Below are 21,709 nucleotides of genomic sequence, written 5' to 3'. Positions count from 1 at the left end.
GTGAAGATTCTGGAAATTACAAACGTCGATTTTTCACTCACCCATTTTCTACTGCCCCTTATGCGAGAATTAAAGGCAGAAGGGCATGAAGTGATAGGCGTTTGTGCGGATGGCCCTTTGCTTCAACACCCCAGAAACGAGGGGTTTCGGGTTGAAACACTGCCCTTTGCCCGTTCATTTTCTGTGCCCGCGCAACTTCGGGCCTTTTGGGCTCTTGTTCGGCTTATAAAAAAAGAAAAGCCGGATTTGGTGCATGCACATATGCCTATCAGTGGCATTCTGGCGCGGGCAGCAGCCAAGTTGTGTGGCGTGCCACGCATTGCCTATACGTGCCACGGTTTTTTATTCAACCAACCCGGCTCTCACCTACGGCGCGGATTGGCATTGGTGCTGGAAGTTCTATGCGGGCGCATGACTGATATTTATCTGACCGTCAGCCGTGAAGAAGCGCAGGATGCCAAACGCCTGCATGTTCACCCCCACCCCGTTGCAATTGGGAATGGGCGAGATCCAGCCCAGTTTCACCCAGATGCGCAAGCCAGAACACGTATCCGGGCAGAACTTGGCACATCCGCGCAAACGCCTGTAATTATTGTTGTCTCTCGCCTTGTGCGCCACAAAGGGTATCCAGAACTCCTGGCCGCCATGGAGCGCGTGCCAGATGCAGAATTATGGATTGTGGGAGAAAGACTGGCATCAGACCACGGTGCCAATATGGATGAATACCTTGCTAAAGCGCGAGCTGCACTTGGCCCGCGACTAAAATGCCTTGGTTATCGGGCAGATATTCCGGCTTTATTGGCCGCAGCAGATATTTTTGTGCTGCCCAGCCATTTTGAAGGCCTGCCTATGTCCATTATTGAAGCCATGTTGTGCGGATTGCCAGTTGTGGCCACCAATATTAGAGGCTCGCGCGAGCAGGTTGTGCCGCATGAAACAGGGCTACTTGTGCCCCCCGGCACTACGGCAGAACTGGCAGAAGCCCTTACAACGCTGGTGCAAAACCCAGCTTTATGCCAGCACATGGGTGCTGCCGGGCTAAAACGTGCTCTACGTTTATTTGATGAAAAAACAATTCTACAAACCACCACACGCCTGCTGACACATTAAGCCATCAGGCGTGGGTGTAATGTATTTAGTGAGCTGACTTCTGGGCAACCGGCGCTGTTGTAATGGGTGTGCCTGTTTTATCCAGCAAATGAATTGTCAAACGCGAGGGTGATGCCGCAATACGGCCCCCAGAACGGCATTCATCTAACCGGATGCGCACGCCGTCATTATTTTCCATCAGCAGGCCGCCAACACCACGGCCCACTGTGGCCTCACCCGAAAGCGCCCAGAATGTGCCTTCAAAGTCTTCAATACGCTGAAGGTTGTACACCTTGCCTACGCTGTGGCCAGAGGAATACCCAACAGCAATAGCGGAAGCACCCTTGATTTCAAACGGATACTGGCGGCCGCCATATGTCAGCACACCCCGGCCCCATGTATATCCTACACCCAGATCCGCCGAACGCGTATTAAATGTAACTGTTGCCGTAACCGGGCCAAGCATGGTTTCTGCGCCCGCAGGCATGAACCATGCTCCGCACAGCGCCAAGGCAGCAGCAAAATGGCGGGATGCAGAACGCATCAAAGGGCTCCCCGAATTCATTGAAACAACTTACCTTTTCCGTTGCGTAAAAAGCGGTGGAAACGGCTGACAAAACATTTTTGTACGTTTTGTCACGTTTTGTAGAATCAAGGATGGCATACCCACCCGCCCCTGCAAAGCCCTTTTCGCAAGATTTCACTACACGGTTTCAATGTGCGGTCAGCGTTCCCAAATCGGCTCTTTCAGGCCCGCAACAAATGCCGCATGTGCAGCCAGCTCTTGCGGTGTTGGCTGCACACGCACAACCTTACGGTTCACCGGGCCTTCATACATCACAGAAGGCAGTTGCCCATCTTCCGCCATCAACCCAAGACCGTGCTGGCGGCCCCCCATAAGCTCCACATACACATCGGCCAGCAGTTTGCAGTCCAGCAGCGCGTTATGGGTGGTTCGGGCAGAAAGATCTACGCCAAAACGGCGGCACAAGGCATCCAAACTGTTGGGCATGCCGGGAAAGCGCTCACGCGCCATATCCAGCGTATCCACCATGCGGTCCAAACCCAGCGTTTTTTTGCCTGCGCGTTTGAGCTCCGCATTCATAAAACCAAAGTCAAACCGGGCATTGTGCGCAATGAGTGGATCATCCCCCACAAAGGCCAGGAAGTCATCCGCCACTTCAGCAAATTTGGGTTTGCCCTCCAGATCCGCCCGCGTAAAGCCATGCACGCGGGAAGCCTCCTCCGGCACATCGCGCTCCGGGTCTATAAGCTTATGAAAAGTGCGCCCTGTTGGTAGGTCTCCTACCAGTTCAAGGGCTGCAATTTCAATCACCCGGTCCCCTGTTGCCGGGTCCAGCCCTGTGGTTTCTGTATCAAACAGAATGGATCTTTTCATGCCCTCAGGCTCCTGATGAACTGGCGCACTTGCCGTTCTGTTTCCCGCATACTGCCACCGGTGCGAATAACCTTGCCCGCTTGGCGCACGCGTTGGGCATCTGGCATTTGCCGAGCAATCAATTTGCAAGCCTCGGCTGGAGGCATCCCGCGCCTTTTGGCCACACGGCGTGCTTGTACCCAATATGGGGCAGATACCACCAAAACATCATCGCATTCTCGCTGAGCGCCTGTTTCATAAAGCAGTGGAATATCCAGCACCACACAGCGCGCCCCACGCAAACGCTGTGCACGCAAAAACTTTGCCCGTGCAGCCCGCACCATGGGGTGAATAATCTGCTCCAGTTTTTTGAGCAGCGCCGGTTCTTTTATAACGGCTTGCCGCAATACGGCTCTATCCAAATGCCCGTTCTGCACAGCATGCGGCACCAGTTGGGCGATAGCTGGCAAGGCTGCCCCATGATCTGCCTGCAATTGGCGCACTTCGGCATCTGCATCAAACACCGGCAAACCTGCATGCTGCAACAACGTGGCTACAGTGCTTTTGCCCATACCCATACCGCCGGTAAGGCCCAGAATTTTCATGCCCTTACCGTAGCCCTTAGAAACTTTCCTGCACAAAATCTTCCGTTGCGGCATCCACTTCCGGGTTCACGCCGTACCATTTCTGAAAACCCAGCCGCGCCTGATGCAGCAACATACCAAGCCCGCCCAAAGTACGTAGGCCAGCAGATTGCGCCTCTGCCAACAAAGGCGTTACGCGTGGTACATAAACGATATCTGCCACCACCAGCGCCTTGGCCGCATGTGCCAGAGAAGGACGAAACGCAGCATCCGGGCCGCCTTCCATCCCCAAAGAAGTGGTATTTACCAGCAAACTATACGCGCCAAGGCGGTCTTCCCACATATTCCACGGCAACACGTCCAGCCCCGGCAGGGCTTTTGCCAGTTCTTCTGCCCGCCCTTGGGTGCGATTGGTCACGGCAACACGTAGGCCACAATCCTGTAACGCGGCAGCAACAGACCGCGCAGCACCGCCAGCGCCCAACAGCAGAACCTGCGCTTGTTCAGGCAGATTGAACCCAGCCGATTCCATGCTGGCCACAAAACCTGCGCCATCGGTTGAGTAACCGTGAATTTTGCCGTCATCTTCAAACACAAGTGTATTCACTGCACCTGCACGCTGGGCGGAATGATCCAGCACATCGGCAATTTTAAAGGCGGCTTCCTTGTGCGGAATGGTTATATTTGCGCCCCGAAAGCCCGCAGCCTGTAAGCCCAGAACGGCTGCCACAAACGCATCTGGCTCAACCGGCAGCGGCACATAGGCACCATCTACCTCATAACGCCGCAGCCAGTAATTGTGCAGAACCGGAGAACGCGAATGCGCTACGGGCCAACCCAGAACACCTGCCAGCTTTGCCTTGCCTGTAATAATCTGCGGCTTGGCTATATCTGTGGCGGTCATGCGTTTTCTCCATACTGTTCACAAAACTGGCGCCATGCCTGTGGCAGCAAACGGGCCAGACGATTAGCCCATTCGGTCTGCCCGGCATCATCAGCAATCAAATCCTGCCGAATTTCAATTTCAATATGTGGCAGTTCACGCCGTTCACCATGCTGGGGAATGGTGTAGTCCGATGTATCTGTGAGGGCGTAGGGTTCATTATCCCCCACCACCAAGCCATCCTGTTGCAAAAGTGCAATCATGATCCGGGCCAGCCGGGAATCATGATTATGCAAAAGTCCGGCATGCCACGGGCGCTGTTTGCCATGCATAAATGGTGTAAAACTGTGTAGCGCCACAACCACCGTCTGGCGGCCTGCGGCCATATGGGCATCCAGTTCCTGCCGGATACGGGCGTGATAAGGGTGCAGAATTGTCTGCTCCCGCCATGCCCGATCCTGCGCAGAGATATTCTGGTTGCGCGGCACTGTTGTGCCATCACTTACCTGCACGATAGAGGTTGGATGGCCGGGGGCGCGGTTACAGTCAATCACCAAGCGGGAATATACCTGCTCAATCAACACAGCAGGCAGCAGGTCAGCCAGTTTACGGCCTACGCCATCTATGCCGATATCCCAGCCAATATGGCGCGCACGTTCCTGCGCACTTAACCCCAGATCACCCAATTCAGGCGGAATGGCACGGCCTGCATGGTCACTTACCAGCACAAAGGGGCCACCTTCATCCCGGCCATGCACCACAAAACTTTCTGCCATCAGCACCTGATCCACAGACATGCTTTTCCACCTCCTGCATCGCACGGCATGGCGGAAAGATCGGCACGCATTGCCTGCCCTTTCCGCCATGCAGCAGAACATTCTTATTCGTGTTTGAAAACTTATTTGGCGGAAGATACCACGACCGCAGCCAGATCAGCCTGCGCGCGCACCTGCCCTGCGTCTTCCCCCGTCAGGCCTTCTGCATCCAGCCCACTATCATCCAGCTCGTACACCAGATAGGCCGGATCTGCGCCATCCAGCGATTCTTCGCCGCCAACATCGTAGCTACGGGCTGCCACATATTCCGGGCCGCGCATTTTGCTTTCCAGACGCTCAACAGCCACAACCGGGCTTTCTGCGCGAATAACTTCCAAAAGCACATTCGGGCCGGGATCGATTACGGCAAAGGTTGTAAGCTTGTGTGGTGTTGTCATGTTCATGAACTCCCTGAATTTCACTTGCTTTTAAGCAGAGAAATGCCGCTGGGCACAGCCCTTTCCCGCACTGCAATGCACAGAACAGCCCCGCCGCAGGATCGGCTCTGCCACGCTCTTTGCCAAAACCGGCATTTGCGCCCTAGGGCGCGCAACATTACTGTGGCATCTTTGCATCCGCGCCGCGGCAGTATAAGCCAACGCCTGAGCACATCTTACGCAGCAGGACGGAATTAGGGCCTAAAATGTCTCTGAACAGCCAGAACAGCACGGAAACGGAAAACCAGAAAAACGCCAATGTCCAGTGGGGCGGGCGGTTTGCCGGTGGCCCTTCTGAGATCATGCAGGCCATCAATGCCTCCATTGGCTTTGATAAGGTAATGTGGAAGCAGGATATTTCTGGCTCCCTCGCCCATGCTGCCATGTTGGGGCATGTAGGCATTATCTCCAAGGATGATGAAGCCACAATCCGCAAGGGGCTAACAGAAATCGGGCAGGAAATTGCTGCTGGCAACTTTCCCTTTTCCGAAGCGCTGGAAGATATTCACATGAATATCGAAGCCCGCCTGTCTGACCGTATTGGTGAGGCCGGTAAGCGCCTGCATACTGCCCGCTCTCGCAATGATCAGGTTGCAACGGATTTTCGTCTATGGGTGCGGGATGCCATTGATGGGCTGGATCAACAGGTTGCCGCCCTTATGCGCTCCCTTGCCCGCCGGGCGGAGGAACATGCCGCCACTCCCATGCCGGGCTTTACCCACCTGCAAACAGCACAGCCTGTAACATTCGGCCATCATTTGATGGCGTATGTGGAAATGCTGGCGCGTGACCGGGGCCGTCTGGCAGACACACGCAAGCGCCTGAACGAATGCCCGCTGGGTTCTGCCGCGCTGGCTGGCACATCCTTCCCCATTGACCGGAAGATGACTGCCGAACTGCTGCATTTTGACCGCCCCACCGCCAATTCTTTGGATTCTGTATCTGATCGTGATTTTGCGCTGGAATATCTTTCTGCACTGTCCATCATGGCCATGCACCTTTCACGCATGGCGGAAGAAATTGTCATCTGGTGCTCCTCACCTTTCTCTTTCATCCGCCTTTCAGATGCGTTCACCACCGGCTCTTCCATCATGCCGCAAAAGCGTAACCCGGATGCCGCAGAACTGGTGCGTGCCAAAACTGGCCGCATCACCGGCAGCCTTGTAAGCCTGCTAACTGTTATGAAAGGCCTGCCGCTGGCCTACGCCAAAGATATGCAGGAAGATAAGGAACCCGTGTTTGAAGCCACGGATGCTGCTGCCCTCTCTCTTGCCGCATGCGATGGTATGGTGCGGGACATGACAGCCAACACCGCCCAAATGCGTGCACTGGCAGGTTCTGGCTATTCCACCGCTACAGATATTGCAGACTGGTTGGTGCGCGTGCTGAAAGTGCCATTCCGCACCGCGCACCACGTAACAGGCCGCCTGGTTGCCAAAGCCGAGGAAAAAGGCGTGGGGCTGGCAGATCTGACATTGCAGGAAATGCAGGCAGAAGAACCCGGCATTACGGATGATATCTATTCGGTTCTCAGTGTAGATGCCTCCATTGCATCTCGCACCAGCGAAGGTGGCACCGCATCCGGCAACGTCAGCGCACAGGCTCAGCGCTGGCTGAAGGCTCTGGGTGCAGAACCCACCACAGCAGAGCAGTAAAACCATGAACTACCGCCTGATTTTTGGCCTTGCGCTGGCTACTATCCTGTTTCTGCCTCTGGCGGCATGCGGCAAAAAGGGCACGCCGCATCAGCCCGGCCCGCAAAACAAAATTTCTTACCCGCGTATGTATCCGCCGGATGAATAAGACCACAGTGCGCACTATATGGGTTTCATAGCGCACCGCACTGCATAACCTGCCATGCCAAGAGTTTCTTGGTGTGGCTCCCTGCTTCTTTTTTACAATCAGAGCCTTTACGCCTCATGGCCGAAACACCTGTTTATACCGATGCCGACCCAACACTGGCAGAACTGTTACAAACGCACCCGCAGCTTACGGTTAGCCCTACCTGTGGGCTGATGCTGGAAGGCGTGGCCCTAAACGCCATAGCTGATTCTGTTGGCACACCCTGTTGGGTATTGGGGGCGGGTACGCTGCGCACGCGTATGCGCCGGATGCACGCTGCCATGCGGGATGCCGGGCTGGATGTTTCCATCCACTATGCCGTGAAAGCCAATGATCATCTGGCCATTCTTACCCTAATCGGTCAGGAAGGTTTTGGGGCGGATATTGTAAGCGGTGGTGAACTGGCGCGCGCCATAAAGGCCGGTATTCCAGCAAGCCGCATTGTGTTTTCCGGCGTTGGCAAAACAGATGCCGAACTGGAACAGGCCATTAGCCACGGCATTGGCCAGATTAACGTGGAAAGCGCAGAAGAGCTGGAAGCTATTTCAGCCATTGCCACCAAACTGGGAAAGCAGGCCACTATTACCCTGCGCATAAACCCGGATGTGGATGCCAAAACCCACGCCAAAATTACAACCGGGTTGGCTGCCAATAAATTTGGCATTCCATTTCAAGATGCCGCAGCACTTTATGCCCACGCGTTCACCCTCTCTGGCGTGCGGCCTGTTGGTTTTGCCACCCATATTGGTAGCCAGATTTTAACCACCACCCCTTATCGTGCAGCCTATGCCCGCGTGGCGGAACTGGTGCGTAGCGTGCGTGCCGCTGGCAATGCCGTAAGCGTAGTGGATTGTGGCGGTGGCCTTGGCATTTGCTACCGCAATGAAACCGAAGGTCAGCCCGAAGCGCTAGCTGGCGCCATTAAGGCAGAACTGGGTGATCTGGGCGTAAAGCTGGCAATTGAGCCGGGGCGTTGGCCCATTGGCCCGGCTGGTGTGCTGCTGAGCAGCGTGATCTTGCGTAAGGAACAAGGCATGGATGTGCCTTTCCTTGTGCTGGATACGGCCATGAACGAACTGCTGCGCCCCAGCATGTATGATGCGTGGCATGGCATTTTACCACTTGCACCGCAGGCGTTCAGCCAACCTGTTTCCTTGGCCCATGTGGTCGGCCCTGTGTGTGAAAGTGGAGATACATTTGCGCGGGATAGGCTTTTGCCCCCGCTGGCCCGCAATGCACGTATAGCCCTGCTGGATACAGGCGCGTATGGTGCGGTTATGAGTTCCACTTACAACAGCCGCCCGCTTGCTGCAGAAGTTCTGGTTGAAGATGGCCAATGGCAGGTGATACGCCAAAGGCAGAGTGTTGAAGAACTGTGGCAGGATGAAACTGTGCCCTCCCACCTTGCCAAAGCCACATGAACCAAGGCGGTCTGCACCAATCCCTGACCGCCTCCACCGCTGAGGATGGAGCGCTGGCGGAGCGCCTTGCCACCGCACGCCGCCATGCCGCCATTGTTTTGCGGATAGAACAGCTGTGGCCTGCGCTTCAGCCCACTTTTGCCCTGCTGGGGGTTTACTGCGTAGCCTCTTTGCTACGCATTCCTCAGCATCTGCCAGATGGCATCCGGCTGCTGCTGGTGGCCGGATGGCTGAGCCTATGCGGCTGGCGACTGCACAAGGATATTGAAAACCTTGCGCCCCCCACCCCAAGCGAAGTTGACCGGCGAATTGAACAGGCATCCGGCCTACACAACCGCCCCCTCGCTACACTAACAGACCATCCCGCAGGCACATCCTCGCAAAGTTCCACCACCCTATGGCAGGCGCATCAGCAGCGTATTCTGGCATCACTTGGCAGGCTGCGGGTGGGTTGGCCGCGCCTTTGGCCGCAAGGCCGCACGCGGCAGATTGGGGCATGGGTATTGATTGCAGCCCTTGCTGGCACAGCCGGGCTTGCGGGTTCCTCCGCGCCGGGGCGTATCCTTGCCGGGTTTATTCCGGGGCGGGATGATCCTGATGTCCCCTTCCCGCGTGTAGAGGCATGGATAACCCCACCTACTTACGCGCCAGATGCCCCTGTTTTTTTGGGCAATATCAAAACACCCCCACAAACGCCGCAAGGGGCCCATCTTACTGCCATTGTCACGGGCTTGGCCTCACACCCCACCTTGCGGGAACAGGGTGGCATGGTGCTGCATGATGCCACACGCCACAAACTGGATGCCCATAGCTGGAAGCTGGATGTGGTGCTGGAGCATTCTGGCACCGTACGCCTTACAGGCCGCGGTCGAACATTAGCCCAATGGCCCGTAACCGTACTGCCAGATGCAGACCCCAGCGTGAAATGGGGGCCAAACCCTGGCTCTCCCCGTAAAGAAGAATGGCGCACTCTTCTGCCGTATGAGTCCAGCCATGCTTATGGGCTGGCATCCCTTAAGGTAGAGCTGCATCTGGCCCACGCCAAACACGGGTCAGAACGTACACTCACCATTCCCCTTCCTCTTGTTGGGCATCCCAAATCTGTAAAAGGTGCCATTAGCCCCGATCTGTCGGAAGATCCGTGGGCAGGAGAAACCGTAACCGGCCGTGTGATTGCCTCGTCCGTAAGTGGGCATGAGGGCAAAAGTGCCCCCGCCACGTTCCGTATGGGCGCACGTGTTTTCCATTCCCCCATTGCCCGCGCACTGTTGGACGTGCGTAAGCGCTTCGCTTTGGGGCAGGAAAGCCGACAGGATGCCGCATTAGATCTGGAGGCACTGGCCGATGCCCCCGGCCCGGTGCGTGAGCATACCGGTATGTTGCTGGCGCTCAGCAGCGTGGTGGCCATGCTGGATAACAACCTGACGGACACGGCCACCGCCCGCGCTGGCGCCACAAACCTGCTGTGGGATCTGGCTCTGGATATAGAAGACCGCCGCACAGGGGATGATGCCAGTGCTCAGGCATCCATTGATGTGCGCGCAGCCCAAGCCGCCGTAGCGCAGCAGCTCCAGCACATGCACGAAAATGGGCAACAAGGACAACAGGCCCAGCAGGAACTGGAAGAAAGACTCAAAACCCTGCAAAGCGCCATCAGCCGCAAAATGCAGGCACTAGCAAATCAGGCCATGAAAGATCACACGGTTATTCCTGATCTTCCGGGTTTTACCAGTGCAGGGAATCAGGCCTTTTCACGCCTGATGCGCCAGCTCCAGTCCGATGCCTCCAATGGTCATGCAGATGAAGCGCTGAAGCGTTTGCAGGATATGGAAAACGCCACCGAGCGCATGCGCAACGCCACACCACAGGATATGGCAAACTTGGCGCAGCAGATGGTGGCGCAACAAAAAATGCGCGAACAGACTGCCGCCCTACATGATCTGGCAAGCAAACAAACCGCCTTGTTGGACCATGCACAATCTCGCCTTGATGAAAACCTGAAAGCGCAGGCCCAGAAACAAAGTGATCTGGCAGACGATGGTGATGGTGAGGCCGATTACGCCAACATGCCCACATCCGAGCTGTTGCGCCGTTTGGGCCTGCCCATGCCTCCGGGTTCGGAAGGAGCGCAGCCTGCACCCCCACCTCCGCCCTCGCAGCCTGAAACACCGCTTATGCCTGACCCAGCAAAAGCAGAGGCACAAGCCGCAGCCCGGCGTAATGAGCGCGCCACGCAGCATGCGTTGGAACACGCGCTGGATGAGTTGAAAGACGAATTTAAGGATCTGACAGGCAAAACCCCCGGTGCTTTTGATGAAGCCCGCAAAAGCATGCAGGATGCCCGCAAGGCGCTGGCCGATGGGGATGATGCCGCCGCCGCCAATGCTGAAGAAAAAGCACTGGAAGCCCTACGCAAAACACGCCAGCAAATGCAGGATGCCGTTAAGGGTAACGGCAAAAACAGTATCCCCAGCTTTTTGCCCGCTCTGGGCAGCCCGTCTGATGGATCTTCTGGTTCTGGCAGTGCATCCGATGGCCAGAATGGTTCTGCCCCCCCTCTGATTCCTCAGAAAATCAGGAGGAAGAAGACAAACAGGGCGGCAAGCGCGATCCGCTGGGCCGTAAACTGGGTGAAGGCAAGGATCAGACCGAAGATGATTCTACCCACATTCCAGATAACGTGGCCCGCCAGCGCGCCAGAGAAATTGAGCAGGAACTGCGGCGGCGTGATTCAGACCGCACCCGCCCACAGCAGGAACTGGATTATCTTGACCGTTTGCTTAAGCCGTTCTGAAGCGGAAATGAAGCGAACTCTTTCCTGGACTTATCAGCAAGATAACCGGGTATGACTTTTTACATTGCACGGAGCGAAAAGAGAGTATGGCTCGTTTTCTGGTAACCGGTGGCGCTGGGTATGTTGGCAGCCACGTTGTTCTTGCCCTGCTGGATGATGGGCACGACGTTGTTGTGCTGGACAACCTGCGCACTGGCCACCGCGCCGCGGTGCCAGAACAGGCGACCTTCGTGCAAGGTGATATTTCAGACATTGATTGTCTGGATAAGGTTCTTTCCTCCGGCACGTGGGATGGCATTCTGCATTTTGCAGCCCTCTCCTTGGTGGGAGAAAGCATGCAAAACCCCATGATGTACATGACAGCCAATGCTGGCTACGGTTTTGGGCTGATTGATGCCTGTGTGCGCCACGGTGTAAAACGCTTTGTGTTTTCCTCCACAGCCAACCTGTTTGGTTCTGCTGGGGAAGGCCCGATTAACGAGGATGCCCCCATCAACCCCGGCTCTCCGTATGGCGAGAGCAAATATATGGTGGAACGCGCCCTGTACTGGGCCGACAAAATTCATGGGCTGAAAAGTGCCTGCCTGCGTTATTTCAACGCCGCTGGGGCTGATCCGGCTGGCCGTGCGGGGGAAGACCATCGCCCTGAAACGCATCTGATCCCGCTGGTTATTGATGCTGCCCTGAAGCGTCGCCCAGCCCTTACGCTGTTTGGTGAGGACTATCCTACGCCAGATGGCACCTGTATTCGTGATTATGTGCATGTTACAGATCTGGCACGCGCCCATCTGGCTGTGCTGCCGCTTCTGAATGATAAAAGCGTGGTGTTTAACGTTGGCACAGGGCGCGGCAATTCCAACCGCGAAATTATTGATGCCGTTGGCCGCGTGAGCAATCTGGAAGTGCCTTGGCAGGCAGGCCCACGCCGCGCGGGTGATCCGGCCAGCCTGGTGGCCAGCCCAGCGCGCCTGATGGCAGCAACAGGTTGGGCGCCAGAATTTACGGATATTGATCGGATTGTGGAAACAGCCTTTAACTGGCGCAAAAACCACCCGCAGGGTTATGGCGCGTAACCTTCTTTTTTCCTGCATGGTGGCCTTTACCGCTGCCATGCACGCCGCCTTGGTAAGCCATGCCGCCAACGCAGAAGGCCCAGCCTATCGCACGCATCTGGCTGGCGTAGGGCTGCAAGACCCACGCCAAAAAGTGGATGCCATGCAGCCGCCTTGGTCTGCCGTGGGGCGTGTGCAAACAGAACTGGGCAGCAGATGCACCGGCTTTTTAATTGCACCCAACGTGGTGGAAACTGCCGGGCACTGCCTGTGGCTGAGCCATGTGCGTGGGTTTGTGCGGCCTGAAAGCGTGCATTTTTTGCGTGCTTATACGGGTGACCATTACATGGCCCATGCCCGTGCCGTGCAAATTATTATCCCCCCGGTTACAGAACAGATCAGGAAGGCAATAGTGGCGGGTTAGACCATGCCACGCTTATTCTGGATCATGCTATCGCCAAGCCGAACGAGGTTTTCCATATCGATACACCTCTACAGGCCCTTACACCCGGATTGCCTGTTGTATTGGGCGGGTATGAGCAAAACCAGCCTGATATTATTACCGCTGACCAAAACTGCCATTTTTTGAATATGACACAAGATGGGGGCGGTAACACGCTACTGGTGCATAATTGCGCGGGCACACATGGCAGCAGCGGCGCACCTTTATTGTTTCATGATCAGGGCGGGTGGCACGTTATTGGTGTGCAGGTGCAGGCATTCACCAATGGTGCCGGTGGCCGTGCTGTGCCACTTTTAAGCCAGAACTAGCAAAAACCCTGCTGCAAACTGCGGCAGATCAAAGACATCTCACTTTCTGCTGCGCAGGATATCTTTCATTCTGGTAGAAAATACCAAGGTTTGATACCGCAAAAAGGAAGCCTCCCATGTTTGCCATGCGTCTGCACCAGCCCAAAACGCCCCTGCAATGGGAGGAAGTGCCAGACCCTGTGCCCGGCCCCGGTGAAATTCGGGTAAAAGTGTTGGCCTGTGGTGTATGTCGCACAGATTTACACGTGGTGGATGGAGACCTTACACACCCCAAACTACCTATTATCCCCGGCCACGAAATTGTCGGGCGGATTGACCAAATTGGCTCTGGCGTTACCTCTTTATCTGTTGGGCAGCGCGTGGGTATTCCGTGGCTTGGGCACACATGCGGACACTGCTTTTATTGCAGTGATCATCATGAAAATCTGTGTGACCATCCCGTATTTACCGGATATACGCGGGATGGCGGCTACGCCACAATGGCCGTAGCAGATGCCCGCTTTGCTTTTCCATTGGGGGAAGAAGGCTCTGATGTAGAAGTAGCGCCCCTATTATGTGCTGGGCTTATTGGCTGGCGTTCCTTGGCAAAAACCGGAAATGCACAAAAAGTTGGGCTCTATGGTTTTGGGGCTGCTGCCCATATTATTGCGCAGGTTCTGGTGTGGCAGAAAAAGCAGGTTTACGCCTTTACCCGCCCCGATGATGCCAAAACGCAAGCTTTTGCGCGTGAATTAGGAGCAACATGGGCCGGAGGTTCGGATGAGCTGCCGCCAGAACAACTGGATGCCACCATTATTTTTGCACCCGTAGGTTCTTTGGTGCCAACAGCGCTCAAAACCCTGCGCAAAGGTGGCCGTGTGGTATGTGCTGGTATCCATATGAGCGAAATACCTGCCTTTTCTTACGATACCTTGTGGGAAGAGCGTGAAATTGTTTCCGTTGCCAATCTTACGCGTCAGGATGGGTTAGATTTTCTGTCCATTGCGCCAAAAATCGGCATCCACACCACCACAACCACATATGCCCTAAAAGACGCCAACAAAGCGCTGGATGATTTACGGCATGGTCGGTTTGATGGTGCCGCCGTACTGGTGCCCTAAACCCATAGGTGAATATATCAGGCTGGTTGTGGAACAGGCATTTGCTCTTGCTCCGCAGCAGCCAGAATGGCCGCCAGCAGGCCGGGAAAGCGTGCTTCCATATCCTGCAAACGCAAGCTGTTCATGTGGGTTACGCCCACAACTTCCGTGCGTAACAAACCAGATTTACGCAACACCGCAAAATGGTGGGAAATAGAAGATTTGGGCCGCCCATCCTGCAATGGCGCACAAGCCTGAGGCTGATGCTGCACAAGCTTACGCACAACAGAAAGCCGAAAAGGATCTGCCAGCGCGTGCAGAATATCCGCCAACTTGAACGCTTCGGGCGCAGGATGATCATACTGCTTCATGGGTTGCGCTTGAGCCCTTAACTCTTGCCTACAGGATTAGTTCGATTATAGTCGAACTAATGGTCGTGCAGACCTGATCCGTAACGGAGACTACGCATGCCGACACTGTTTGATACTTATACCCTTAAAGATATTACCTTACGCAACCGTATTGTGGTTGGCCCCATGTGCCAATACACAGCACATGAGGGCGTGCCGAATGATTGGCATGCCGTGCATTATCCTACTCTCGCCCGCGGCGGTGCGGCTCTTGTTGTTGTGGAAGCCACAGCCGTTTCCCCCGAAGGGCGCATTACCCCCGGCTGCCTTGGTTTATGGAATGATGAGCAGGCTGCTGCCTTTGCCCCTATTACAGCAGCCATAAGCAAAGCCGGCGCCGTGCCCGGCATCCAGCTTGCCCATGCCGGCCGCAAAGCCAGCGCACACGTGCCGTGGGAAGGTGATGACCATATTCCAGAATCAGACCCAGCAGGTTGGCAACCCATTGCGCCCTCACCTGTAGCATTTGGAGCCAACCTGCCCCGCGTGCCCACGGAAATGACGTTGGATGATATTGCCCGCGTAAAAGCCGATTTTGTGCGCGCCGCAGAACGTGCCCGAGATGCCGGTTTTAAATGGCTGATGCTGCATTTTGCGCACGGTTATCTGGCACAAAGTTTTTGGTCCACCCACTCCAACAAACGCACGGATCAATACGGTGGCTCGGCCGAAAATCGTGGCCGCTTTTTGCTGGAAACGTTGGAAGCCGTGCGTGCTGTATGGCCTGAAAACCTGCCCCTTTCCGCCCGCTTTGGCGTGATTGAATTTGATGGGCAGGATGAACAAACGCTGGCGGAATCCATTACCCTTGTTCAGAAAATGAAAGGGGCAGGCTTGGATTTTCTGGATGTCAGCATCGGGTTTTCCACCCCCACAGCCAATATTCCGTGGGGTGCCGGGTTTATGGCGCCTTACGCTCAACGCGTAAAACAGGAAGCCGCGCTGCCTGTCACAACCTCATGGTATATTAGCGAAGGCCGACAGGCAGATGCGCTGATCCGCACAGGTGCGCTGGATCTGGCAACACTTGGGCGGCCATTCCTTGCCAACCCGCACTGGCCGTATGAAGCCGCACGCGCTTTACACGTTAAAAATGCGGGAAATGTGCTGCCGCCTTCTTACGGGTGGTGGTTGGCCCGTTATCAGTAACACGGCGTTACCTTTGTATTTCCAGTATTCCGGGTTCACTCTAAAGTGCCCGGAACACTGGAAGCTCTTATTTTTTCTCTGGCATTCCCACACATTCAGCCGGGCCAGGAAAACTACGATTGCGCACGGCTTGAGCATATGCGGCGGCGGCTTGCTCAACTTCCTTGCCCAGATCAGCAAATTTTCTCACAAATCTGGGTGTGAAATCAGGAAACAGCCCTAGCATATCCTCTGTAACCAGCACCTGCCCGCCACACGCGGGAGAAGCCCCAATGCCAATAGTCGGAATATGCAATATCTCGCTGATCTTGCGGGAAAGCGGTTCCATTGTGCTTTCAATCACCACCGCCCATGCGCCAGCATCCTGCACAGCGCGTGCATCTGCTAGAATCTGTTCGGCCTCATCGCCTCGGCCAACGGTGCGGAAGCCGCCATGCGCGTGCACGGCCTGTGGTTTAAGCCCGATATGCCCCACAACCGGAATGCCGCGCTGCACCAAAAACTGAATGGTCTCAGCCATTTCCTGCCCGCCTTCCAGCTTTACGCTCCCGGCCCCTGTTTGCGCCATAATCTGCGCCGCCACCCGGAACGCCTGCTGCGGGCTTTCCTGATAACTACCAAAAGGCATATCCACCGCCACACAGGCCTGCTGGCTGCCACGCACAACAGCCTGGCCGTGGGCTATCATCATTTCCGGGGTTACGGCCAAAGTGGAATCCATACCGTACACCACCATGCCTAAAGAATCCCCCACCAATAGCAGATCACAATGCGCATCCAGCAAGCGGGCCATAGGGGCCGTATAAGCGGTAAGAGACACGATAGGAGCATCCAACGCCGCTAAAGATCGCGGTGTGTGCCGCTTGACTGTTTGATGTCGGCTCACGCGTATTCTCTCCTTGTTTCAATTCAGGATCATGGACCAAAAGTGAGGGCAGCTTTCCTGTATCCTCCTCTGCTGTCCAGCCCTGCCACGAGCCGAAGCAAAGCAAAACCACAAAAAGAAAAAGAATACCCTTCAAAGCATTGACAACACTCCTCCAACCCTTTAGATCACGGCTCAACAAATCGGAGGGATGCCCGAGTGGCTAAAGGGGGCGGACTGTAAATCCGCTGGCGTACGCCTACGTTGGTTCGAATCCAACTCCCTCCACCATTTTTCTGAAAAATATCCAGTAAAAACAAAAAGATAGCGGTCGCTTATTGAGCGTTACCCCTCTTACTCCTCCTCTTAAAACAATCACCGTAAACACTCACAAAATCAGTATCTTATATTTTTGCATGAGAGATATATATTTATTAAATAAATGCGGACACCTATAGAATTGAAGCCTGTAATGCTGTGCTTGTGTAACCGCGCCCCATACAAAAAAGGGACCTCCATGATGGAAGTCCCTGTCTAGCTTTCCTGCGTAAGACCTATGCCGCTTGCTCGTTCTGCGGCTCAAACATCAGTTCCGGATAATCATCAGTTAATTTAGGGCCTCCTCCAATCATACAACTTGGATGCGGGTCTTCCCTGTCGAATGGATAGGGAGCCATAAACCTGCGGCGATGCTTATCCCATTCCCAGCCTTGCGCCATTAACCATTGGGAACTGGGGTTCCCAAACACATGCAGCTTGCCCGTCTCCATATCTCTGCGGATGCCAGATCGTTCTTGCTCTATGCCCTCCATTCTCTCCGCACTATGAGCAGCCTGTTCTTTCAGATGCTCAATAATGAGTGCCCTATTTTCTTTGAGGCGCACTAGTAAATCGGGAGAGATTACGGATCGGTCACCTCGTATAACCGGCTGCTCATCAGCAAGAACAATATGCGCCCCCAAACTTTCTATTTCCTTGACCAAGAAGCTGACTTGGAATGGATCGCTATCCCTAGCAAACAGATCACGAAGAACTTGGCTCACCACACGAAAGCCCTCCGGGTATATGTTTTTGCGGTGTTATCGGTGTTACTGGTGTTACCATGCGTAAAAATGGCTGTTTTCCGCCTATTTTCATGAAGCAGCGCGGTAACACACTCCCTTTTCCTCCGTGTTACCGGTGTTACCAATCGACTGATCATCATCGGTCACCTCCGATAATGTCTCCGCTAACAATATAGAAACGGCCGGTTTTTGATGTCCCGACCTCCCGAGCTATTTCAGCAGATTTAACCAACTTGGATGCTTTACCGTCCGGGCTGGGGATAAGATAACCCGCCGCGATAAGAGCTTGTGCTGCGCGCTTGGGATCAATGCCCTTGCAAACCACTTCACGCCATGATGTCGGGAAAATGAGATATTCCCACTTATTTCCCTCTGAGGTAGCCATGGTGCGGCGGTAGCCTACGCGGTTCAATGTCTTGCTATACGCATCCTCTTGACCTTCATTGCCGCCCAGCAAGGTAAAGCGACTTTCTCCATGTTGTTCTATGAACAGGCGCACCTGCTCAACTGCTTCCTGATCTTCCCCAGCCTGCGTTCCGCCACGATCATCCAGCCATGACATAAAACAGGCTTTCGCAGCCCGCGTAGCTTCTCCTGATGGCCACGGCAGAATCTTGTAAGCCACGGCCATTTCACCAGCCGCAGCCGCCAACCCAAAACGGCGCACAACAGAACGCACCTGCCCGCTTGTTGCTATGCCATTAGGTAGACAGTCCGCCTCAAACCGATCAACAAGACTCTTGATACCGGATGCAAGGCCCGCTTCATCGTCAGCCCGTTCTTTGACAAGAGCATCAAGATAGGCGCGACTGGCCGTACCATAATGGGTGCGCGCAGCCCTGCGGATATGGTCAGCAAGATCCCCGGCGCCAGGCATTCCGTGCAGATTTTCAAACAGCCCCATACCGGCTCCGGCATCTGCTTGAATACTGACAAGACGCACCTCCTGCCCCGCCATAACCCGACGGCCAGCCTCTCCCATCTTGGTAGCGAGAGTAACTTCACCCGTTGATAGAAACAGGGACCTCCATGTCTTGCGGGCCCGTGCTTCCCCGTTCCGTCCTGCGCGCTGCTTGCCGGTATTGTTGGCCAGCATATAGGTAATGTCCCCGACCTCGCGCCCATCTGCCGCCCCCATCTCATCCAGAATCAACAAGGTGTCAGAAGTCTCGGCAGCGATGCCCTCTGTCCCATTTGTCGTGCCACGCCATGAGCGTATCTGCCCGTCCCTATCGCCCTTGCCCCAGACAGAGCCCGCCGCGAACAGGGCCGTAGATTTACCGGCCTGGCTGGCGCCAACAATATGAAAGCCGCCGGACTGCTCACCCATGATATCCAAAAGCGGCCCACTGAAAGCCACCGCCAAGGCGAATGCCAAACGGCTGTTTCCCACGGCGTAGACAGCGAGGTCGTTCTGCCAATCCTCCAGCTTGCCTGCCGTGGCATATTCCATGCCAGCAGCTGCGCGCGTTGTCTGAAACGCCACAGCCCGACGGCCCTCCCCCAATGTCATGCCATTGGGCAACACAAAAGCCGGTCCATTATCCGTCCTGTGCCAACCTGAATTGGTGACACAGCGCAGACGACTTTTGGTATGAACGGAAGCAATGAACTGACGAAGCTGTCGGGTAGCAGAAATATTGCAGTTCAGGCCTGCATCTTCCAGTTCACCCGCAATATCCTTGCCTTCCCCGTGCACCATTTTACGCGGAATGGACCATTGATGCGCGCGCCGGTCATGATCTCGCCAGTTGATCAGCAATCCCCACCCTGTCCCGTTTTCATCTCGTGTTTCAGCAACAACATCAAAAGCGGCACAAACCCATATGGCTGGTTTGGGAAGGCCATCTTCTCCTGCTTCTGGAGTGTAATAGAGGCCCCGGCTTGTCATACTGTAACCGGGCGGCATCTTTACATTGGCTTCTGCCTGTGGCGCGGCATCAATGAACGGGCGGAGGGCTTCCGCCACAGAGACCGCATCGCCTCCCGTCATTTCAAGGGGTAGATCATCCGCCAAGTCCCATTTGGGCGGCAAGGTATCGGGAAGCATGACCATTCGCACAGACGCAGCCCCGGCATCCCGTAACGCCTCAATAGCATGCTCAGCATATTTCTCACCGGCCTCGTCATTATCAGGCCAGATCGTGACATCCCGGCCTGCCAGTGGCGACCAATCAGCGCTTCGGACGGATGTGCTTCCTCCGCTGGTGAGCACTACCAGATCGGGAAACAGGTCACCGGCCGCGTCAGCCGCTTTTTCACCTTCCACCAGAAGAACCGGTGCATCGGGCTGGGCTGCAATTTTATCTAGGCCATAGAGAGGCAACGGCTTGGCTGGTTGCTTCCAATGCCATCCGGTAACGTCTTGATGTTTCCCATTGTTGTCTGCCCAGACACGGCGGCCATACGTCAGCGGGCGGACTTCCTTTTTCGGAATACCATCTGCACCGGGTTTGCCGTCGTACCGAAAACGAGCGAACAAAGGCCGCCCCTCTGCATCCCGGTACACCCACATATCTGTGGCATTGCGGGGCTTCTCCGGTTCGGAGGGAGCTGGCGTCATCGGCTCCCACATTTCTGCATCATGGGTATCTGTCGCAAGCCCACGGGCTGCCTGCTTTTCCAGATCTGTCAGCGGTTTGAACAGACCGTTTTCATCTATGCAGGCCATGGCTGGAATATGCTGGGAAATGCTCATTGCGCACCTCCTGCCAGCCCAAGCATTTTTGCCAGCATCACAGCGGCTTCATATTGAGAACAGTCCGCCAGATAGGCGGCAAGGGAGACTACATCCCCGCCCCGCGCATCGGCCTGCGCAAAGTCTGCCCACCGGCCCGTGTTCAGGTTCACACTAAAAGAACCGGGTTTCCTGTCACTCCGTTTGGGATTGCGCGCTACCCACTCGTGACCCTGCTTCTTGCCGTCTGGCAGCCAACGGCCCAGCAGCGCAGGAAGAATACCCATAGCGGCACGATTGACAGTTTGAAAGTCTATTGCCCTACCCAGATGTACAGAGTCCGAGCTTGATGGCATTTTATCAGCCATAATTATACGTCCCAGTCTAGCACCAGACGTCATTTCTTATTGGACGAAAACTCATCTTTTCTGTACAAGGAGAGAGCGGTTTTCTTCTTGTACAGAATGATAAGCAGCCACCTCTCAGAAATGACAGGTGGCTGTTTTATTTCGTGATGATTTCAGCATCTGGCAAAGACGCAAGCCAAGTTAACCCGGCCTGAAAATCTATAACCGTTTTGCGTCCAATCTTTTTCCCATGCAAAGATCCATCGCCTAGCTTGCGATATGTGTCCGTGCGGGACATCCCTGTACGGGTTATCCAGTCGCTAACCGACACATATCGTATATCGGCACGCGGAACCTTTTGATCCATGACCGCCTCCATCAGACGGCAGGAACTGCTGCACGGCGGCGGCGCCCAAGCGGTAGACGAGACGCAATAAGCGGCAAATCAGAACGACGTACAAAATAAGCACGTCCTCTTCGTTCAGTCGGAATACGGCCTGCCGCAGCAAAGCCATAAGCAGTTGACTGGGCATAACAAGCCGCAGTTGCGTCCTTCTCCAAACGAGCCTGATTCAATTCAAGAAGTGCATCAGCCAGATGCACCCAGTCATGTTTTTCTTCGGTCATATGACACCTGTCAAAACGAATTTAGAAGGTGTCGAACGAAAAATACGACAGTCATCAGGAATGAAAAACGATGTCTTTAATCGTTTTTGTCTTCCCAAAACAAAGTCAGTACGCATACAAAGACTACAAAACCGTTACCAAAGGTTTTTGTTCGTCTTCGTTCGTATAGATTGACCCACGAAGTCATATCTATTCGTTCGACAAAGGCGTTTCATCATCGGAAAGCCGCTCTCGGTGTTGGCGCACCTTGGGCGGTTTTCTTTTGAATGTGGGGCTCCCGATCGGAGCCAACACATCTACCTAATATTCTTCAATAAAAGATCATTCGGCATTGATCACGCCTTCTCCATTTGTTCTATCTGATAAAAATCTGCGCTACCAGTGCCATACGCTTCGTTTCTCTTAAAATACGCCCTATATAAGCG

The 21,709-nt window shown here is 54.9% G+C and carries 22 protein-coding genes, 1 tRNA gene and 1 pseudogene; 11 read left to right on the top strand and 13 right to left on the bottom strand.

Features of this window, described 5'->3' with window-relative positions:
- Positions 1-1,110 carry a glycosyltransferase family 4 protein gene (locus DS739_RS04600; RefSeq protein WP_006116112.1) on the top strand — a complete coding sequence of 370 codons (1,110 nt, stop codon included), beginning with the start codon at positions 1-3 and terminating at the stop codon, positions 1,108-1,110.
- A gap of 25 nt (positions 1,111-1,135) precedes the next feature.
- Here DS739_RS04600 and DS739_RS04595 read toward each other — a convergent pair whose 3' ends face one another.
- From DS739_RS04595 to DS739_RS04570, 6 genes are all read right to left on the bottom strand, one after another.
- Positions 1,136-1,654, bottom strand: coding sequence for a hypothetical protein (locus DS739_RS04595; protein ID WP_170315300.1), 519 nt, complete (start codon positions 1,652-1,654; stop codon positions 1,136-1,138).
- Between the two features lie 159 nt (positions 1,655-1,813).
- Positions 1,814-2,488 carry a DNA polymerase III subunit epsilon gene (dnaQ, locus tag DS739_RS04590; protein ID WP_006116116.1) on the bottom strand — a complete coding sequence of 225 codons (675 nt, stop codon included), beginning with the start codon at positions 2,486-2,488 and terminating at the stop codon, positions 1,814-1,816.
- On the bottom strand, positions 2,485-3,072 hold the full coding sequence (gene coaE / locus DS739_RS04585; RefSeq protein WP_035351677.1) for a dephospho-CoA kinase: 588 nt from the start codon (positions 3,070-3,072) through the stop codon (positions 2,485-2,487). The genes dnaQ and coaE overlap by 4 nt, the downstream gene beginning before the upstream one ends.
- A gap of 16 nt (positions 3,073-3,088) precedes the next feature.
- Positions 3,089-3,955 carry a shikimate dehydrogenase gene (locus DS739_RS04580; RefSeq protein WP_006116118.1) on the bottom strand — a complete coding sequence of 289 codons (867 nt, stop codon included), beginning with the start codon at positions 3,953-3,955 and terminating at the stop codon, positions 3,089-3,091.
- A complete protein-coding gene (locus DS739_RS04575) occupies positions 3,952-4,731 on the bottom strand; it encodes an N-formylglutamate amidohydrolase (protein ID WP_035351679.1) in 780 nt (259 codons plus the stop codon). Before DS739_RS04575 ends, DS739_RS04580 begins: the two co-directional genes overlap by 4 nt.
- A gap of 101 nt (positions 4,732-4,832) precedes the next feature.
- Entirely contained in the window at positions 4,833-5,153 is a 321-nt protein-coding gene (locus DS739_RS04570) for a hypothetical protein (RefSeq protein WP_035351682.1), read from the bottom strand.
- Between the two features lie 239 nt (positions 5,154-5,392).
- Between DS739_RS04570 and argH the strand changes: the two genes are divergently transcribed.
- The 8 genes and pseudogenes from argH (at position 5,393) to DS739_RS04535 (ending at position 14,166) form a co-directional block, all read left to right on the top strand.
- Positions 5,393-6,841 (top strand): argininosuccinate lyase, encoded by a 1,449-nt coding sequence (argH, locus tag DS739_RS04560; protein WP_006116123.1) that lies wholly within the window; start codon positions 5,393-5,395, stop codon positions 6,839-6,841.
- Positions 6,842-6,845: 4 nt separating this feature from the next.
- The gene (locus DS739_RS14275) at positions 6,846-6,989 is read left to right on the top strand and encodes a hypothetical protein (RefSeq protein WP_162853387.1); all 144 of its coding nucleotides are present in this window, start codon (positions 6,846-6,848) and stop codon (positions 6,987-6,989) included.
- A gap of 116 nt (positions 6,990-7,105) precedes the next feature.
- Entirely contained in the window at positions 7,106-8,449 is a 1,344-nt protein-coding gene (gene lysA, locus DS739_RS04555) for a diaminopimelate decarboxylase (protein WP_006116124.1), read from the top strand.
- A pseudogene (locus DS739_RS04550) lies at positions 8,446-11,243 on the top strand (DUF4175 domain-containing protein). The gene lysA and the pseudogene DS739_RS04550 overlap by 4 nt, the downstream one beginning before the upstream one ends.
- 86 nt (positions 11,244-11,329) lie before the next feature.
- Positions 11,330-12,316, top strand: a complete 987-nt coding sequence (gene galE, locus DS739_RS04545) for a UDP-glucose 4-epimerase GalE (protein ID WP_006116125.1) — start codon at positions 11,330-11,332, stop codon at positions 12,314-12,316.
- Positions 12,306-12,719 carry a serine protease gene (locus tag DS739_RS14410; RefSeq protein ID WP_240190204.1) on the top strand — a complete coding sequence of 138 codons (414 nt, stop codon included), beginning with the start codon at positions 12,306-12,308 and terminating at the stop codon, positions 12,717-12,719. The genes galE and DS739_RS14410 overlap by 11 nt, the downstream gene beginning before the upstream one ends.
- A 167-nt stretch (positions 12,720-12,886) precedes the next feature.
- A complete protein-coding gene (locus DS739_RS14405; protein ID WP_240190203.1) occupies positions 12,887-13,066 on the top strand; it encodes a hypothetical protein in 180 nt (59 codons plus the stop codon).
- A 116-nt stretch (positions 13,067-13,182) separates the two neighbouring features.
- Complete coding sequence (locus tag DS739_RS04535) at positions 13,183-14,166, top strand: zinc-dependent alcohol dehydrogenase family protein (protein WP_006116128.1); 984 nt, start codon at positions 13,183-13,185, stop codon at positions 14,164-14,166.
- Positions 14,167-14,183: 17 nt separating this feature from the next.
- On the opposite strand, the gene DS739_RS04530 is transcribed toward DS739_RS04535, so the two are convergent.
- The gene (locus tag DS739_RS04530; protein WP_006116129.1) at positions 14,184-14,516 is read right to left on the bottom strand and encodes a helix-turn-helix transcriptional regulator; all 333 of its coding nucleotides are present in this window, start codon (positions 14,514-14,516) and stop codon (positions 14,184-14,186) included.
- 96 nt (positions 14,517-14,612) lie between these two features.
- Here DS739_RS04530 and DS739_RS04525 point away from each other — a divergent pair, with 96 nt between their 5' ends.
- Complete coding sequence (locus tag DS739_RS04525; RefSeq protein ID WP_006116130.1) at positions 14,613-15,704, top strand: NADH:flavin oxidoreductase/NADH oxidase; 1,092 nt, start codon at positions 14,613-14,615, stop codon at positions 15,702-15,704.
- Between the two features lie 67 nt (positions 15,705-15,771).
- On the opposite strand, the gene panB is transcribed toward DS739_RS04525, so the two are convergent.
- Entirely contained in the window at positions 15,772-16,590 is an 819-nt protein-coding gene (panB, locus tag DS739_RS04520; protein ID WP_006116132.1) for a 3-methyl-2-oxobutanoate hydroxymethyltransferase, read from the bottom strand.
- Positions 16,591-16,774: 184 nt separating this feature from the next.
- Here panB and DS739_RS04515 point away from each other — a divergent pair.
- Positions 16,775-16,860, top strand: a tRNA-Tyr gene (locus DS739_RS04515).
- 263 nt (positions 16,861-17,123) lie between these two features.
- Here the strand turns inward: DS739_RS04515 and DS739_RS04510 are convergent.
- From DS739_RS04510 to DS739_RS04490, 5 genes are all read right to left on the bottom strand, one after another.
- A complete protein-coding gene (locus DS739_RS04510) occupies positions 17,124-17,612 on the bottom strand; it encodes a hypothetical protein (protein WP_231621245.1) in 489 nt (162 codons plus the stop codon).
- Positions 17,613-17,769: 157 nt separating this feature from the next.
- A complete protein-coding gene (locus DS739_RS04505) occupies positions 17,770-20,331 on the bottom strand; it encodes a DUF927 domain-containing protein (RefSeq protein ID WP_006116133.1) in 2,562 nt (853 codons plus the stop codon).
- The gene (locus DS739_RS04500) at positions 20,328-20,711 is read right to left on the bottom strand and encodes a hypothetical protein (RefSeq protein WP_006116134.1); all 384 of its coding nucleotides are present in this window, start codon (positions 20,709-20,711) and stop codon (positions 20,328-20,330) included. Before DS739_RS04500 ends, DS739_RS04505 begins: the two co-directional genes overlap by 4 nt.
- Positions 20,712-20,814: 103 nt before the next feature.
- A complete protein-coding gene (locus DS739_RS04495) occupies positions 20,815-21,024 on the bottom strand; it encodes a hypothetical protein (protein ID WP_123809130.1) in 210 nt (69 codons plus the stop codon).
- An 11-nt stretch (positions 21,025-21,035) separates the two neighbouring features.
- A complete protein-coding gene (locus tag DS739_RS04490; RefSeq protein WP_006116136.1) occupies positions 21,036-21,284 on the bottom strand; it encodes a hypothetical protein in 249 nt (82 codons plus the stop codon).
- Positions 21,285-21,709 lie beyond the last annotated feature (425 nt).

The organism is Acetobacter sp. JWB (genome assembly GCF_003323795.1).
Taxonomy (GTDB): Bacteria; Pseudomonadota; Alphaproteobacteria; order Acetobacterales; family Acetobacteraceae; genus Acetobacter; species Acetobacter oryzifermentans.
This window is presented reverse-complemented; position numbering and strand designations above follow the sequence as displayed.